The sequence below is a fragment of the Duffyella gerundensis genome, from assembly GCF_001517405.1.
In the GTDB taxonomy this organism is placed as follows: Bacteria; Pseudomonadota; Gammaproteobacteria; order Enterobacterales; family Enterobacteriaceae; genus Duffyella; species Duffyella gerundensis.
In genome coordinates this window covers 739,250-754,217 of sequence record NZ_LN907827.1, presented here as the reverse complement: position 1 = coordinate 754,217, position 14,968 = coordinate 739,250, and the positions used below count along the sequence as shown (strand labels likewise).

Below are 14,968 nucleotides of genomic sequence, written 5' to 3'. Positions count from 1 at the left end.
TCCGCCGCCCGTGCTGGTTAACAGCGGTTGTCAGGGCAACCGCCGTGCCCGATCAAGGGCGATTATTTTTTGTTATCTTTAACTTCTTCGAACTCAGCATCGACAACGTCGTCATCTGATTTCGCAGAAGCATCCGCCGCACCGGCATCCGCTGCGCCCGCCTGAGCCTGCTGCTGTGCCATTTCCATCAGTTTGCTGGAAACCTGCATCAGCGCCTGCATCTTCTCTTCGATGGCCGCTTTGTCTTCGCCTTTCAGCGCGGTGTTCAGCTCGGTAAGGGCCGCTTCGATCGGAGCCTTGTCGTCAGCTGACAGTTTGTCACCCGCTTCGTCCAGCTGCTTACGCGTGCTGTGGGCAATCTGGTCGCCCTGGTTGCGGGTCTGCACCAGCTCTTCAAATTTACGGTCAGCTTCGGCGTTGGCTTCAGCATCACGCACCATTTTTTCGATTTCAGCTTCGTCCAGACCGGATGACGCTTTAATGGTGATCTTCTGCTCTTTACCGCTGTTTTTATCTTTAGCGGAAACGTGCAGGATACCATCGGCATCGATGTCGAAAGTCACTTCGACCTGCGGCATGCCGCGCGGTGCTGGCTGGATACCATCAAGGTTGAACTGACCCAGCGATTTGTTATCCGCTGCGCGCTTACGCTCACCCTGCACCACGTGAATGGTCACCGCAGACTGGTTATCTTCTGCCGTTGAGAACACCTGGCTGTGCTTGGTCGGGATCGTGGTGTTCTTGGAAATCAGCGCCGTCATCACGCCGCCCATGGTTTCAATACCCAGCGACAGCGGAGTAACGTCCAACAGCAGAACGTCTTTCACTTCACCAGCCAGCACGCCACCCTGAACCGCTGCGCCTACGGCAACTGCTTCGTCCGGGTTAACGTCTTTACGTGGCTCTTTACCAAAGAACTCGGCCACTTTCGCCTGAACCATTGGCATACGTGTCTGACCACCGACCAGAATCACGTCGTTGATGTCAGTCACGGACAGACCCGCATCCTGCAGTGCAACTTTCAGCGGCTCGATTGAACGTGCAACCAGATCTTCAACCAGCGACTCCAGTTTAGAACGGGTCACTTTGATGTTCAGGTGCTTAGGACCGGTTGCATCCGCCGTGATGTACGGCAGGTTAACGTCGGTCTGCTGAGCAGAAGAAAGCTCAATTTTCGCTTTCTCAGCCGCTTCCTTCAGACGCTGCATCGCCAGCGGATCGTTGTGCAGATCGATGCCCTGGTCTTTCTTAAATTCTGCCACCAGATAGTTAATCAGACGGCTATCGAAGTCTTCACCACCCAGGTGGGTATCACCGTTGGTCGCCAGAACTTCAAAAGTTTTTTCGCCTTCAACTTCGTCGATTTCGATAATAGAGATATCGAAAGTACCACCACCGAGGTCATATACCGCGATAGTACGGTTGCCCTGACCTTTGTCCAGACCGTATGCCAGCGCAGCAGCGGTAGGTTCGTTGATGATACGTTTTACTTCCAGACCTGCGATACGACCGGCATCTTTGGTCGCCTGACGCTGTGCGTCGTTGAAGTAAGCAGGTACAGTGATAACCGCTTCGGTTACTGGTTCGCCCAGATAATCCTCAGCCGTTTTCTTCATTTTCTTCAGCACTTCAGCAGAGATCTGCGGTGGTGCCAGCTTCTGATCTTTTACGTTGATCCACGCGTCGCCGTTGTCAGCGTTCATGATTTTGTACGGCATGATTTTGATATCACGCTGCACTTCTTCGTCCTGGAAACGACGACCAATCAGGCGCTTGATAGCGAACAGTGTGTTCTGTGGGTTGGTCACAGCCTGACGCTTAGCCGGCTGGCCTACCAGAATTTCGCCATCTTGCGTATAAGCAATGATGGAAGGTGTGGTGCGGTCGCCTTCGGCATTCTCAAGAACGCGTGCTTTACCACCGTCCATGATTGCAACACATGAGTTAGTTGTACCGAGGTCAATACCAATAATCTTACCCATCTGAACATCTCCCACTTAAATTCGTATTAATTCGGTTGTGAACCTGTTATGCGGTCGCTTTCAGCTGTTTCAACTCTCAGCGTCCGCTTTTTTTTGACTCACAACATTGCGATGACAAGTAAATGGGGCCGCTTCACACAGCATCAAGGGTTAAACGTGAAAAAATTTTCGTGGCGGGATGAAAAAGGCAGAAAAACGGCGCTCGGTGAGCGCCGTGACAGGCGGGGATCAGGCGTTCACTTCGTTAAGAACATCACCACGGGAATGACGGCCATTTAACCAGACCCCGACCAGAAAACCGATCGCCGCCAGGGCCAGCACATAAAATGCCGGTGCCATCGGGGTTAACGGCATCATCAGAGTGACAAAAATCGGCGTTAACCCACCAAAAATGGCGTAAGCCACGTTGTAGGAAAACGAGATGCCGGTAAAACGCACCGCCGCGGGAAAGGCAGAGACCATCACAAAAGGCACCACGCCAACCACGCCAACGCTGAGCCCAGCGAGAGCGTAGGTAATGAACAGAGCGGCGGTTGACCCTGCGGCCAGCTGGAAAAAGAGCCAGCTGCAGATCCCCAACAGCACGCTGCCGACCATAAGGACTTTACCGTCGCCAAAGCGATCGACCAGCAGGCCGGAAAGGATACAGCCGACGATCAGCATCAGCGTCGCCAGGCTGTTGGCTTGAAGCGTTAACGCAGCGGCAATGTGATGCTGTTTCTGCATCAGCGCAGGCGCCATTAAAATCACCACCACGATGCAGGCGGATAACAGCCAGGTGAGCAACATCGACACTACTATGCTGCGTTTGTGGCGGGCAAGAATCGCCTTGATGGGCAGAATATCCGCCAGCGCCTTGCGCTGCTGCATCTGTTTGAACACCGGAGTTTCATGCAGCCAGCGGCGCAGGTACATGGCGATCAGGCCAAAAATGCCGCCGAGAAAAAACGGTATGCGCCAGCCATAATCGGCCACCGCCGTTGGCGGCATCACCGTATTGATCAGCGTGGCCACCAGCGACCCCAGCAAAATGCCAGCGGTCAGTCCGGCAGTCAGCGTGCCGCAGGCGAAACCGATGCGTTTTTCCGGCACGTGCTCGGCCACAAAAACCCAGGCGCCCGGCACTTCACCGCCGATGGCTGCCCCTTGCAACAGACGCAGCAACAGCAGCAACAGCGGCGCAGCAATGCCGATCTGGTGGTAAACCGGCAGCGCGCCCATCGCCAGCGTCGGCAGCGCCATCAGTAAAATGCTCAGGCTGAACATCTTCTTGCGGCCCACTTTATCGCCAAAATGCGCCATGATAATGCCGCCCAACGGACGGGCCAGATAACCCGCGGCAAAAATGCCAAAGGTTTGCATCTGTCGCAGCCATTCTGGAATGTCGGGCGGGAAAAACAGCTGCCCGATCACCGCAGCGAAAAAGACAAAGATAATGAAATCGTAGAATTCAAGCGCGCCACCCAGCGCTGCCAGCGACAGCGTGGTGTAATCCTGACGATTAAGACGGGGGTGGGTTTGCTGAGCCATCATGATGCGTAGGTTCCCGGAGGCAAAAAAAAGTAAGTTTGCACTGTAAAGCTGCGCTTACTATACCGTCACTTTTCCGCCACACCAGCGAGCCTGCATCTTATGCCTGAAAAACGGGATTTTTAGAGGTTTGTTTCACGCCTGGCGCTTTTCGGACGAAAAGCTGCTACTACCGCGCTGTGCGTCTCCACGTAAGGGCCATCCAGCAGTTGAATACAGTAAGGTACGCTGGCAAAAATTCCGTGCACCCGCGTATTACCCGCCTCATCTTTGACGCCTTCCAGCGTCTCTTTGATCGATTTCGGCTGGCCTGGCAGATTGATAATCAGCGACTGTTTACGGATAACGCCCACCTGACGCGACAAAATAGCGGTCGGCACAAAGTTGAGGCTAATCTGGCGCATCTGTTCGCCGAAGCCCGGCATTTCACGATCGGCCACTGCCAGCGTGGCATCCGGCGTCACATCGCGGCGCGCCGGCCCGGTGCCGCCGGTGGTCAGAACCAGATGACAGAAGCGCTCATCCACCAGCTCGCAGATCGCCTGTTCAATCAGCGACTGCTCATCGGGCACCAGCCGCGTCTCTACCTCCCAGCTGCTGGCCAGCGCGCTTTGCAGCCAGCTTTCCAGCGCAGGGATGCCCTGATCCTGATAGATGCCGTTGCTGGCGCGATCTGAGACGGAGATCAATCCAATACGTAACGTGTTCATAGGGTGTATTCACTTAGTGACGACGCCAGAGAGGCGAACAAAAGAAGGCGCCTGAAGGCGAATAGTAGATGAAAATGACAAAAATGTGGCCGCCTGGCGGCAGCCACAACGATCGGTTTACAGCAGTTCGGCAATCATTTTCTCAAGTTTGCCCTGATCAACGGCAAAATTGCGGATGCCCTGTGCCAGTTTATCCACCGCCATCGGATCCTGATTATGTTCCCACAGGAACTCCGACTCGGTCATTTTAGCCGGACGCGCTTGCACTTCGCCGTTCCAGGAGAGTTTACGCTCCAGGCTGCCTTCGCTCTCTGCCAGCTCTTTCAGCAGCGCCGGAGAAATGGTCAGGCGATCGCAGCCCGCCAGTTCAATGATTTCGCCTACGTTACGGAAGCTGGCGCCCATGACCACGGTTTCATAGCCGTGCTGCTTGTAGTATTCATAGATTTCAGAGACAGAAACCACGCCTGGATCTTCGTGCGGCGCATACTCTTTTTTATCGGTATTGGCTTTGTACCAATCCAGAATACGACCGACGAAAGGCGAGATTAAAAACACGCCCGCTTCGGCGCAGGCACGCGCCTGGGCAAAGGAGAACAGCAGCGTCAGGTTACAGTTGATGCCCTCTTTTTCCAGCTGCTCAGCCGCACGAATGCCCTGCCAGGTTGAGGCCAGCTTGATCAGGATGCGCTCGTTGCTGATGCCTGCGTCGTTGTAAAGCTTGATCAGGCTGCGCGCTTTGTTAACGCTGCCTTCGGTGTCATAAGACAGGCGTGCATCCACTTCGGTGGAGATGCGGCCCGGCACCAGCTTAAGAATCTCCAGACCAATATTGACGGCCAGCTTGTCCGAAGCGTACTGAATCTGCTCTTCTTTATCGTTGCTCTGCGCGCGCGCCCAGACGATCGCTTCATCAATCAGCTTGCGATATTCAGGGATCTGCGCGGCGTTAAGAATCAGGGAAGGGTTGGTGGTGGCGTCCTGCGGCTGGTACAGCTTCATCGCGGCAATATCGCCGGTGTCAGCCACTACGGTAGTGAACTGACGTAAGGAAGTAAGTTTGTCCGTCATGGTTGTGATTCTCTTAAGTTAGACTGTGAGGGTGTAAAAAGTCTGTTGCGATAATATCACGGGGAAACCGCGGCGCAAGGCGAGCATGATAGCCCTCGCTGATAGTATTGATTTGCCACCCGGCGGCGGTTTTTTGTTACCATCCGGGCAGGATATTTTTTTTATTGTCTCCGCAATTCAGCGGGTTAAGCAGGAAACAAACGATGTTAATGGTGATTTCTCCCGCCAAAACGCTGGATTTCGAAAGCCCGCTGGCGACGCAAACCTTCACGCAATCCGCACTGTTAGATAAATCACAACGGCTGATTGATATTGCGCGCCAGCTTTCTCCCGCGCAGATCGCCTCTTTGATGAGCATCAGCGATAAACTGGCGATGCTCAACGCCGAACGCTTTAATGCCTGGCAACCGCCCTTCTCGCCTGATAATGCCCGTCAGGCCATTCTGGCTTTCAAAGGCGACGTCTATACAGGCCTGCAGGCAGAGACGTTTAGCGAGCAGGATTTCAGCTACGCCCAGTCTCATCTGCGTATGCTTTCCGGTTTGTATGGCGTGCTGCGCCCACTCGATTTGATGCAGCCTTATCGTCTGGAAATGGGCATCAAGCTGGCGAACCCGGCAGGCAACGATCTCTATCACTTCTGGGGAGAGACCATCACCGAAACCCTGAACGCGGCGCTGGCGGCACAGGGCGATGACGTGCTGATCAATCTCGCCTCTGATGAGTATTTCAAAGCGGTTAAGGTGAAGTCGCTCAACGCCCGCATTATTAAGCCAGTGTTCCTTGATGAGAAAAATGGCCGTTATAAAGTGATCAGTTTCTACGCCAAGAAGGCGCGTGGTTTAATGAGCCGCTTTGTGATTGAGAATCAGATCGCCACGCCAGAAGGGCTGACCGCGTTTGCCGTTGACGGTTACCGCTTTGATGCCGCGGCCAGCAATGACAGCGAACTGGTGTTTCGTCGCGCCGAACAGGCATAAAAAAGGGCGCCAGCAGGCGCCCCGTTCAATCCACCTTTTCCCGCTTATTTCAGCAGAAACGCGCGCAGTTCAGCGAATTCTGGTGCCATTTTGTGCGACAGCAGCGGCAGATCGGCGCGCTCCGCCAGCTCTTTCGGCAGCGGCAGCTTTTGCTCGAGAATAGATTCCACGCTCTCGATGAATTTTGCCGGATGCGCTGTGCCGAGGAACAGACCAAACTCCCCTTCCTGCAGCTGATCACGCAGCATGCGATAGGCGATCGCCGCGTGTGGCTCAGAGATATAGCCCAACTCAGCCAGCTCGCGCATGGTGGATTTGGTGGTTTCATCATCCACGGCGCCATAGGCGAGATCGGTCATGCGCCAGGTTTTACGGCGGAACAGCTCTTCCACGCGCGGCCAGTTATTCGGCTGGCTAACATCCATCGCGTTGGAAAGCGTCGATACCGTCAGATTTGGCTGCCATTCACCGCCCTTAAGGAAACGCGGCACGGTGTCGTTGGCGTTGGTGGCAGCGATGAAACGCTTCACCGGCAGACCCAGCGATTTCGCCAGCAGGCCCGCGGTTAAGTCACCAAAGTTACCGCTCGGCACGGAGATAACCAGCTGGTTACGCTGCTCCTGCGGCAGCTGCGCCACCGCTTCGAAGTAGTAGCAGACCTGCGCCAGCAAGCGGCTGATGTTAATGGAGTTAGCAGAGTTCAGGCCGATGGTCTGGCGCAGTTCCTGATCGTCAAACGCCTGCTTCACCAGCGTCTGGCAGCGATCAAAATCACCGTCAATGGCGATGGTTTCGATATTGCCGCCAAGCGTACAGAACAACTTTTCCTGCAGCGGGCTGATCTTGCCCTGCGGATAGAGGATCACCACGCGCACGTTATCCATGCCGTAAAACGCATGCGCTACCGCCGCGCCGGTATCGCCGGAGGTGGCGGTCAGAATGGTGATCTGCTCATCGGCACCGCTGATATAGGCCAGCATTTGCGCCATAAAACGGCCGCCAAAATCTTTAAACGCCAGCGTTGGGCCGTGAAATAGCTCCAGACAGGCGATATCGTCGCTGACTTTTACGACCGGCGCCGGAAAAGCAAAAGCATTTTTCACGCGTTCCTGCAGCTGGTGCGCGCTGATCTCATCGCCAATCCAGGCAGAAAGAATTTTGCTGCTGCGGGTGACAAAATCCATCTCCAGCATTGCATCGATATCGGTCAGTTCAAACTCAGGCAGTTCCAGCGGAAAAAACAGCCCCTGCTGCGATCCCAGGCCCTGTTTTACCGCCTGTGAAAAGCTGACCTGCTCGTTATGATCTTTAAGGTTGTAGAGTTTCATCGGTTATCCCAGTTTACGTGCGCCTGCCGTATCAAGACGGCAGATATGGACGAAGCCTTCATCATTCTGCAGATAGTGCTGGCTGAGCCAGTCAGCCATCCGCTGTGCGGTTGCGGCGTTATTGCAGACGGCAAAGAGCGTTGGGCCGGATCCAGAAATGCCGCACGCCAGCGCGCCAATATCCTGTGCCGCCTGCCGTGCTTCAGCAAAACCCGGTAATAATTTGGTGCGATACGGCTCGGCAATCACATCCTGCATCAGTTTCGCCGCCAGCAGCGGCTGCTGCGTATGGCAGGCGTGAATGAAGCCCGCCAGATAACGGCCATGGCGGATGCAATCTTCCTTGCGATATTGCGCCGGCAAAATCGCCCGCGCTTCCGCGGTGGAGACTTTGATGCCCGGATAGGCCATGACCCAGAGCCAGTCATCAAACGCGGGTACCGCCTGACTAATGATACCATTCTCTTCCAGCATCAGTTGCAGGCCGCCAAGGAAACAGGGCGCGACGTTATCATAATGCACGCTGCCGGAGATGCGCCCTTCCAGCTCGCCCATCAGGCTCAGCAGTTCGGTATCGTTCAGCGGCTTACCGCAATGTTCGTTCATCGCCATCAAACCGGCCACCACGGAACAGGCGCTGGAGCCGAGCCCGGAGCCGATCGGCATGTTCTTCTCCAGCGTCATGGCCACCGGCACCTGTTTACCAATCGCCTCGCAAAAACGCGTCCAGCACTGGTAAACAATATTCTCCTGTTCGTTGGTCGGCAACTTGCTGACAAAACGGCCGCTGTTTTTCAGGCTGAAGCGCTCGGCGGCTTCCACCGTGACGCAATCGCCCAGCAGCGTGCCATCTATCGGCGATACCGCGGCGCCGAGTACGTCAAAACCGACGCTGACGTTACCGATTGAAGCGGGTGCATAAATCTTAACCATGATTAAATCCCCAACTTCCAGGAGAGCGTACGCAGCAGATCGGCAAATACGCCTGCGGCCGTAACATCGTTGCCCGCGCCATAACCGCGCAGCACCAGTGGAATCGGCTGATAATAGCGGCTGTAAAACGCCAGCGCATTCTCGCCGTTTTTGACTTTATAGAGCGGATCGTTACCGTCCACGGCATCAATCTTCACTTTGCAAACGCCGCCCTCTTCAATCACACCCACAAAGCGCAGCACTTTACCCTCGGCACTGGCGTGAGCCACGCGGCTGGCAAAGGCGTCATCCAGCTCCGGTAGGCGCTGCATAAAGCTCTCGGCGTCCGGCAGTGCGGCCAATTCGGCAGGCAGGATCGGCTCAATTTCAATATCGGTGAGCTCCAGCTGGTGTCCCGCTTCACGCGCCAGAATCAGCAGCTTGCGCGCCACATCCATGCCGGAAAGATCGTCACGCGGATCGGGCTCGGTAAAGCCCATTTCACGCGCCAGCGCGGTAGCGGCCGAGAGTGAAACGCCCTCATCAAGCTTGCCAAAAATAAACGACAGCGAGCCGGAGAGAATGCCGGAGAACTTGATCAGCTCATCGCCCGCGTTAAGCAGGTTTTGCAGGTTTTCAATCACCGGCAGGCCGGCACCGACGTTGGTGTCATAGAGGAACTTGCGGCGCGATTTTTCTGCCGCTGCGCGCATTTGCAGGTAGTAATCCCAGCTTGAGGTGTTGGCCTTTTTGTTCGGCGTTACCACGTGGAAACCGTTGCCGAGAAAATCCGCGTAGAGATCGGCCACCGTCTGGCTGGACGTACAGTCAACAATCACCGGGTTCAGCAGGTGATACTCTTTCACCAGACGCGTCAGATGCGCGGTGTTGAACGGCTCTTTAGCGCTCTGCAGCGCGGTTTTCCAGTTGCTTAAATCGATGCCGTGCACGTTGGTCAGCAGCGCTTTTGAATTCGCGATGCCGCACACTCGCAGATCGATATGCTTCTGCTTGAGCCAAGCCTGCTGGCGCTGCAGCTGATCGAGCAGCGCGCTACCAACGCCGCCAACGCCAACCACAAATACCTCAATCACCTGATCGGTGTTGAACAACATCTGGTGCACCACGCGCACGCCGGTGGTGACGTCGTCGTTGCTGACCACCACCGAAATTGAGCGCTCAGACGAACCCTGCGCAATGGCAACAATGTTGATGTTGGCGCGCGCCAGCGCCGCAAAGAATTTAGCTGAGATGCCACGTAGCGTGCGCATGCCGTCGCCGACTACCGAGATGATCGCCAGCTGCTCCATCACTTCCAGCGGATCCAGCAGGCCATCTTTCAACTCAAGATAAAACTCCTCATCCAGCACGCGGCGCGCACGCAGCAGATCGCTTTGCGGCACGCAGAAGCTGATGCTGTATTCAGAAGAGGATTGGGTAATCAGCACCACCGAAATGCCGGAGCGCGACATGGCAGCAAACACGCGCGCAGCCATGCCGACCATGCCTTTCATGCCGGGACCAGAGACGTTGAACATCGCCATATTATTCAGGTTGGTGATGCCCTTCACCGGATTTTCGGTGTCGCCGCCCTGGCCGCCGATTAGCGTGCCTGGCGCCTGTGGATTAGCGGTGTTCTTGATCAGGCACGGAATTTGAAACTGGGCGATAGGCGCGATAGTGCGCGGATGCAACACCTTGGCACCAAAATAGGAGAGCTCCATCGCTTCCTGATAGGACATCGATTTCAGCAGGCGCGCATCGGGCACCTGGCGCGGATCGCAGGTATAAACGCCATCAACGTCGGTCCAAATTTCGCAGCAGTCGGCGCGCAGGCAGGCTGCCAGCACAGCGGCGGAATAGTCAGAACCGTTACGGCCCAACACCACCAGCTCGCCGCGCTCGTTTCCGGCGGTAAAGCCCGCCATCAGGATCATGTTCGTGACGGGAATATGGCTGGCGGCGATGCGACGGGTGGATTCAGCAATATCTACGGTTGATTCCAGATAGTGCCCCACGGCCAGCAGCTTTTCTACCGGATCGATCACGCTCACCTGGTGACCACGCGCCTGCAGCAGCGCTTCCATAATGGCAATAGAGAGTTTTTCACCGCGGCAAATAATGGCAGCGTTGATGCTGTCCGGGCATTGCCCCAACAGGCTGACGCCATGCAGCATCTGTTTTAACTGGGCGAATTCCAGTTCGATGATGGTATGGAGTCGGTCATATTCAAAACCGGGCTGCCTCTCTGCCAGCCCCTGAAGCAGTTCAGAGAAAATGCGCTCCGCATCGCTGATATTCGGCTGAGCATCCTGCCCGCTGATGGTTTTTTCGATCATCGCCACCAGGTGATTGGTGATTTTTGCTGGCGCAGAGAGCACGGTGGCGACCTGTCCCTGTTTGGCGTTGCTTTCCAGAATATCGGCAACGCGTAAAAACCGCTCTGCGTTGGCAACTGAGGTTCCGCCGAATTTCAGCACTCGCATAGTTAACACTCTCCTGATTTTTGCCGAAAAAAAAGCCCGCACTGTTCAGGTGCGGGCTTAGTTTTTTCTTTTTCTGGTATGCGTCAGCCCGCACCGTTACCTGTGGTAATGGTGGTGGTAATAATTGTGATGTTCAGGCTGATGTTTCGCATGTAGATTTATTCTGTCTTTTTATGTCTGTCTGTGTTCCAGAATTAAAGCAAAGTGCTATTTAAGTCAACGGAATTCTGATTTTGTGCTGCGGCCAAAATCAGAGACTGCATCCTCGTTTCGCCATGCGACAATCCGTTTCTTTTGCGGGCTGACCTCAGCGCAGCAAGTCGCCCCATTTTCCTGCGATCATCCAGCATTTTTATCTATAAGGTTTTTTTCTATATCGTGTAACAGTCGATGTAGCATGGCGCTGTCGCGCTGTTCCAGCACGCCCAGTCGCTGCTGTAACCAGTCAGCCATTTTTTCATCGTCGCTGACGTTCAGCCGAACCAGCAGCTGCTCAATGCGCTGACGCAATGCCGCCAGTTGGCCCGCTTCACCCGGTGCTGCTGCTGGCGCCACCACTTTATTCAGGGCGGCCAACTGATAGCAGTAAACCATCACCGCCTGACCGAGATTGAGCGAGGGATAATCAGCCGCCATCGGAATGCCGGTCAGCAGATCTACCTGATCCAGTTCCTCATTGGTTAACCCGCTATCTTCACGTCCAAACACCAGCGCCATGCTGCTCACCCACTGCTGCTTCTCCAGCAGAATGTTTTCAACCTGCTGCGGCGTCGCGTAATAGCGAAATTTTGCCCGGCTGCGTGCGGTGGTTGCCACCGAAAAATCGATGTCGGCCAGCGCATCAGCCAGCGTGGCGTAATGCTGCAGATTATCAATGATATCGCCCGCGCCATGCGCCACCCGGCGGGTTGCCGGATCGTGCTGCGCCTCACTGGCGACAATGCGCAGCTGCGTAAAGCCCATGGTTTTCATAGCACGGGCGGCGGCACCAATATTTTCTGGTCTGGCGGGCGAAACGAGAACAACAGGAAAAAGCATAGCGATCCGAATCCTGGTAAAGGGCATGCGATATGTTAACACGCGCGGCATCAAGCCAGGCACGTAGGTTGATAAGCGTATGTATTGAATGTCGACTAATGGGTTCATCCAGCCGGTTTGCACAACAGTACATAATTACGCGAGTTAACTGCACATTAACGCTTGTCATTCAGTATGTTGTCATTTGTTAAATTACAATCAATGTGATGTCGGCCTGGCGTAATAAAAAGGTTGCCAATTTGCTGACAAATGTGACCTAAACCGGCATTCTGGTAAGAGTTTTTCAGCGAAGTGTTAACGTGCTACACTTGCCTTTGATACACGTCAACGAAGCGTTGTTTTAATGCTTAGCGGTTGTAGTCTTCGCTGTTATGTTGCTGTTAATACCGTTAGGATATAATCCATTCAGGCATTGCGATTGCGGTGCGGAATCCATCCTGACGGGTCGCATCGCGAAAGATATCGTTGGCGCTGATGGACGATGGATCAAAAACATAATGAGTATGCCGATGACGGCTAAGCGTATGCTGATCTTCCAGCACCCTGCCATCCGGTCAGTCCAAACCCCCTTTGTTGGCAATTTTAGGTAGCGAAAACATGCAGACCCCGCACATACTTATCGTTGAAGACGAATTAGTAACTCGTAATACTCTCAAAAGTATTTTTGAGGCTGAAGGTTACATGGTTTACGAAGCTACAGACGGTGCTGAAATGCATCAGGTTCTGACGGAAAATGACGTAAACCTGGTGATCATGGATATTAACCTGCCAGGTAAAAATGGTCTGTTGCTGGCGCGTGAATTACGTGAACAACAGAATGTCGCCCTGATGTTCCTGACTGGACGCGACAACGAAGTCGATAAGATCCTGGGTCTGGAAATTGGCGCCGACGACTACATTACCAAGCCGTTTAATCCCCGCGAATTAACCATTCGCGCACGCAACCTGCTGTCGCGCACCATGAACCTCGCCGCGCTCAGCGAAGAGCGTAAGCTGGTAGAAAGCTATAAATTCAACGGCTGGGAACTGGATATTAACAGTCGTTCACTGATCAGCCCGCAGGGCGAACAGTACAAGCTGCCGCGCAGTGAATTCCGCGCCATGCTGCATTTCTGCGAAAATCCAGGCAAGATTCAGACTCGTGCTGACCTGCTGAAAAAGATGACCGGCCGCGACCTGAAGCCGCACGATCGTACGGTTGATGTCACTATCCGCCGCATTCGTAAGCATTTTGAATCGACGCCGGATACGCCAGAAATCATCGCCACCATTCACGGCGAAGGTTACCGCTTCTGCGGTGAGCTGCAGGATTAAAAAAACGCCCGCGGGCGTTTTTTTTAACTGTTATTCACGCCACGGCATGATTGGCACCGCGCTGAGCGCATTTTTCGGCGATCCATCTACCACACGGTCGGAATAGCTGAGATAGATCAGCGCATGACGCTTCTGGTCAAAAAAGCGTACCACCTGCAGCTTTTTAAACACCAGCGAGGTGCGCTTTTTAAACACCACTTCGCCTTCGGCTTTACCCTGCGCAATCTTATCGCTCAGCGTCACCGGTCCAACCTGCTGACAGGAAATGGCGGCGTCAGCGGTATCTTCTGCCAGACCCAACCCCCCTTTGATGCCGCCGGTTTTTGCCCGGCTGATATAGCAGGTCACGTTCTTCACGTCGGGATCGTCAAACGCCTCAACCACAATTTTGTGGTCCGGGCCAAAAATCTTAAATACCGTGTCAACCGAACCCACTTCTTCCGCCTGAGCAGCACACGCTGAGAGCGCGAGCAGCGAGAGGGCCAGTGCATTTTTTAATTTCATACTGTTACCATTGCCAAAAGAATTAATGCCGTTATAAGGTGTCTGCTCTGTTCACATTGCCTTACCTGCGCTGTAATCAGCTCGCCATGATATAGCACAATCAAACAAACAAAACTGCCGCATCACCCTGCGCATTTAGTGCTATCATTCGTCCGATCGTCCTACCTGCGCCAAACTGAGTACTATGAGGAAGTTATATGGACCAAGCCGGTATCATTCGCGATTTGCTTGTCTGGCTGGAGAGCCATCTGGATCAACCGCTATCACTGGATAATGTGGCAGCGAAAGCAGGTTACTCCAAGTGGCATTTGCAAAGAATGTTCAAGGATGTCACGACGCATGCGATTGGCGCTTATATCCGCGCGCGTCGTCTGTCTAAAGCCGCCGTTGCGCTTCGTCTGACCAGCCGCCCTATTCTGGACATTGCCCTGCAATACCGCTTTGATTCACAGCAAACGTTCACACGTGCCTTCAAAAAACAGTTTGCGCAGACGCCCGCATGGTATCGCCGCGCGTCCGAATGGAATTCATTTGGCATTCGCCCGCCGATTCGTCTGGATGATTCCACGCTGCCCGAGCCGACGTTTGTCACCCTGCCGGAAACCCTGCTGGTAGGACAAACGCAAAGTTACAGCTGCACGCTGGAACAGATCTCGCGCTTTCGTGACGAAATGCGCCTGCACTTCTGGAAGCAATTTCTTACTGAAACCGATCGGGTGCCACCGGTGCTTTATGGCCTGCATCAGGTACGCGCCAGTCAGGAGAAAGATGATGAGCAGGAGATCCTGTACACCACTGCGGTGCCTGCCGATCAGCTGGCGAACAGCATGCAGTCGAATCAGTCGGTGCTGTTAGAAGCGGGCGATTATGTGCAGTTTACCTACGAAGGTCCGCGCACTGAATTGCAGGAGTTCATTCTGCTGCTGTACGGCACGTCGATGCCGACGCTGGGATTAACCCGTCGTTACGGTCAGGATATCGAGCGCTTTTATACGCACGGCGGCAAGAAGCTTGCTGAGCCGCCGGTCGACGTGCGCTGCGAATACCTGATTCCAATCCGTCAGCCGCAAACGGCCTGACGCGGGCACTACAGGCCGGGATTCCCGGCCCGCT

At 54.5% G+C, this 14,968-nt stretch carries 13 protein-coding genes and 1 other annotated feature; of the genes, 3 read left to right on the top strand and 10 right to left on the bottom strand.

The features are described from left to right. Nucleotides 1-62 precede the first annotated feature (62 nt). The 4 genes from dnaK to tal all read right to left on the bottom strand — a co-directional run bounded on the left by dnaK (nucleotide 63) and on the right by tal (nucleotide 5,293). On the bottom strand, nucleotides 63-1,982 hold the full coding sequence (gene dnaK / locus EM595_RS03390; RefSeq protein WP_067427872.1) for a molecular chaperone DnaK: 1,920 nt from the start codon (nucleotides 1,980-1,982) through the stop codon (nucleotides 63-65). 228 nt (nucleotides 1,983-2,210) lie between these two features. Beyond that, complete coding sequence (locus EM595_RS03385) at nucleotides 2,211-3,512, bottom strand: MFS transporter (RefSeq protein WP_067435117.1); 1,302 nt, start codon at nucleotides 3,510-3,512, stop codon at nucleotides 2,211-2,213. A 122-nt stretch (nucleotides 3,513-3,634) separates the two neighbouring features. Next, nucleotides 3,635-4,222 (bottom strand): molybdopterin adenylyltransferase, encoded by a 588-nt coding sequence (gene mog / locus EM595_RS03380; protein WP_067427869.1) that lies wholly within the window; start codon nucleotides 4,220-4,222, stop codon nucleotides 3,635-3,637. A gap of 117 nt (nucleotides 4,223-4,339) precedes the next feature. Continuing rightward, nucleotides 4,340-5,293: a transaldolase gene (gene tal / locus EM595_RS03375; protein WP_067427867.1), complete on the bottom strand. Its 954-nt coding sequence runs from the start codon at nucleotides 5,291-5,293 to the stop codon at nucleotides 4,340-4,342. Between the two features lie 203 nt (nucleotides 5,294-5,496). On the opposite strand from tal, the gene yaaA reads away from it, so the two are divergent. Next, a complete protein-coding gene (gene yaaA / locus EM595_RS03370) occupies nucleotides 5,497-6,273 on the top strand; it encodes a peroxide stress protein YaaA (protein WP_067427865.1) in 777 nt (258 codons plus the stop codon). 44 nt (nucleotides 6,274-6,317) lie between these two features. On the opposite strand, the gene thrC is transcribed toward yaaA, so the two are convergent. From thrC to EM595_RS03350, 5 genes are all read right to left on the bottom strand, one after another. Then, nucleotides 6,318-7,601 carry a threonine synthase gene (gene thrC, locus EM595_RS03365; protein WP_067427863.1) on the bottom strand — a complete coding sequence of 428 codons (1,284 nt, stop codon included), beginning with the start codon at nucleotides 7,599-7,601 and terminating at the stop codon, nucleotides 6,318-6,320. A 3-nt stretch (nucleotides 7,602-7,604) separates the two neighbouring features. After that, nucleotides 7,605-8,534 carry a homoserine kinase gene (thrB, locus tag EM595_RS03360; protein ID WP_067427861.1) on the bottom strand — a complete coding sequence of 310 codons (930 nt, stop codon included), beginning with the start codon at nucleotides 8,532-8,534 and terminating at the stop codon, nucleotides 7,605-7,607. Between the two features lie 2 nt (nucleotides 8,535-8,536). Continuing rightward, a complete protein-coding gene (gene thrA, locus EM595_RS03355) occupies nucleotides 8,537-10,999 on the bottom strand; it encodes a bifunctional aspartate kinase/homoserine dehydrogenase I (protein WP_067427858.1) in 2,463 nt (820 codons plus the stop codon). A 25-nt stretch (nucleotides 11,000-11,024) separates the two neighbouring features. Next, nucleotides 11,025-11,144, bottom strand: a sequence feature (Thr leader region). Further along, a complete protein-coding gene (gene thrL / locus EM595_RS20570; RefSeq protein ID WP_071852548.1) occupies nucleotides 11,083-11,151 on the bottom strand; it encodes a thr operon leader peptide in 69 nt (22 codons plus the stop codon). Its footprint overlaps the feature before it by 62 nt. A 187-nt stretch (nucleotides 11,152-11,338) precedes the next feature. Then, nucleotides 11,339-12,037, bottom strand: coding sequence for a tRNA/rRNA methyltransferase (locus EM595_RS03350; protein WP_067427856.1), 699 nt, complete (start codon nucleotides 12,035-12,037; stop codon nucleotides 11,339-11,341). Nucleotides 12,038-12,634: 597 nt separating this feature from the next. Here EM595_RS03350 and arcA point away from each other — a divergent pair. After that, complete coding sequence (arcA, locus tag EM595_RS03345; RefSeq protein WP_067427854.1) at nucleotides 12,635-13,351, top strand: two-component system response regulator ArcA; 717 nt, start codon at nucleotides 12,635-12,637, stop codon at nucleotides 13,349-13,351. Between the two features lie 30 nt (nucleotides 13,352-13,381). On the opposite strand, the gene creA is transcribed toward arcA, so the two are convergent. Further along, nucleotides 13,382-13,855 (bottom strand): protein CreA, encoded by a 474-nt coding sequence (creA, locus tag EM595_RS03340; protein WP_067427852.1) that lies wholly within the window; start codon nucleotides 13,853-13,855, stop codon nucleotides 13,382-13,384. Between the two features lie 197 nt (nucleotides 13,856-14,052). Here creA and robA point away from each other — a divergent pair, with 197 nt between their 5' ends. Next, nucleotides 14,053-14,934, top strand: a complete 882-nt coding sequence (gene robA / locus EM595_RS03335; RefSeq protein WP_067427850.1) for an MDR efflux pump AcrAB transcriptional activator RobA — start codon at nucleotides 14,053-14,055, stop codon at nucleotides 14,932-14,934. Nucleotides 14,935-14,968 lie beyond the last annotated feature (34 nt).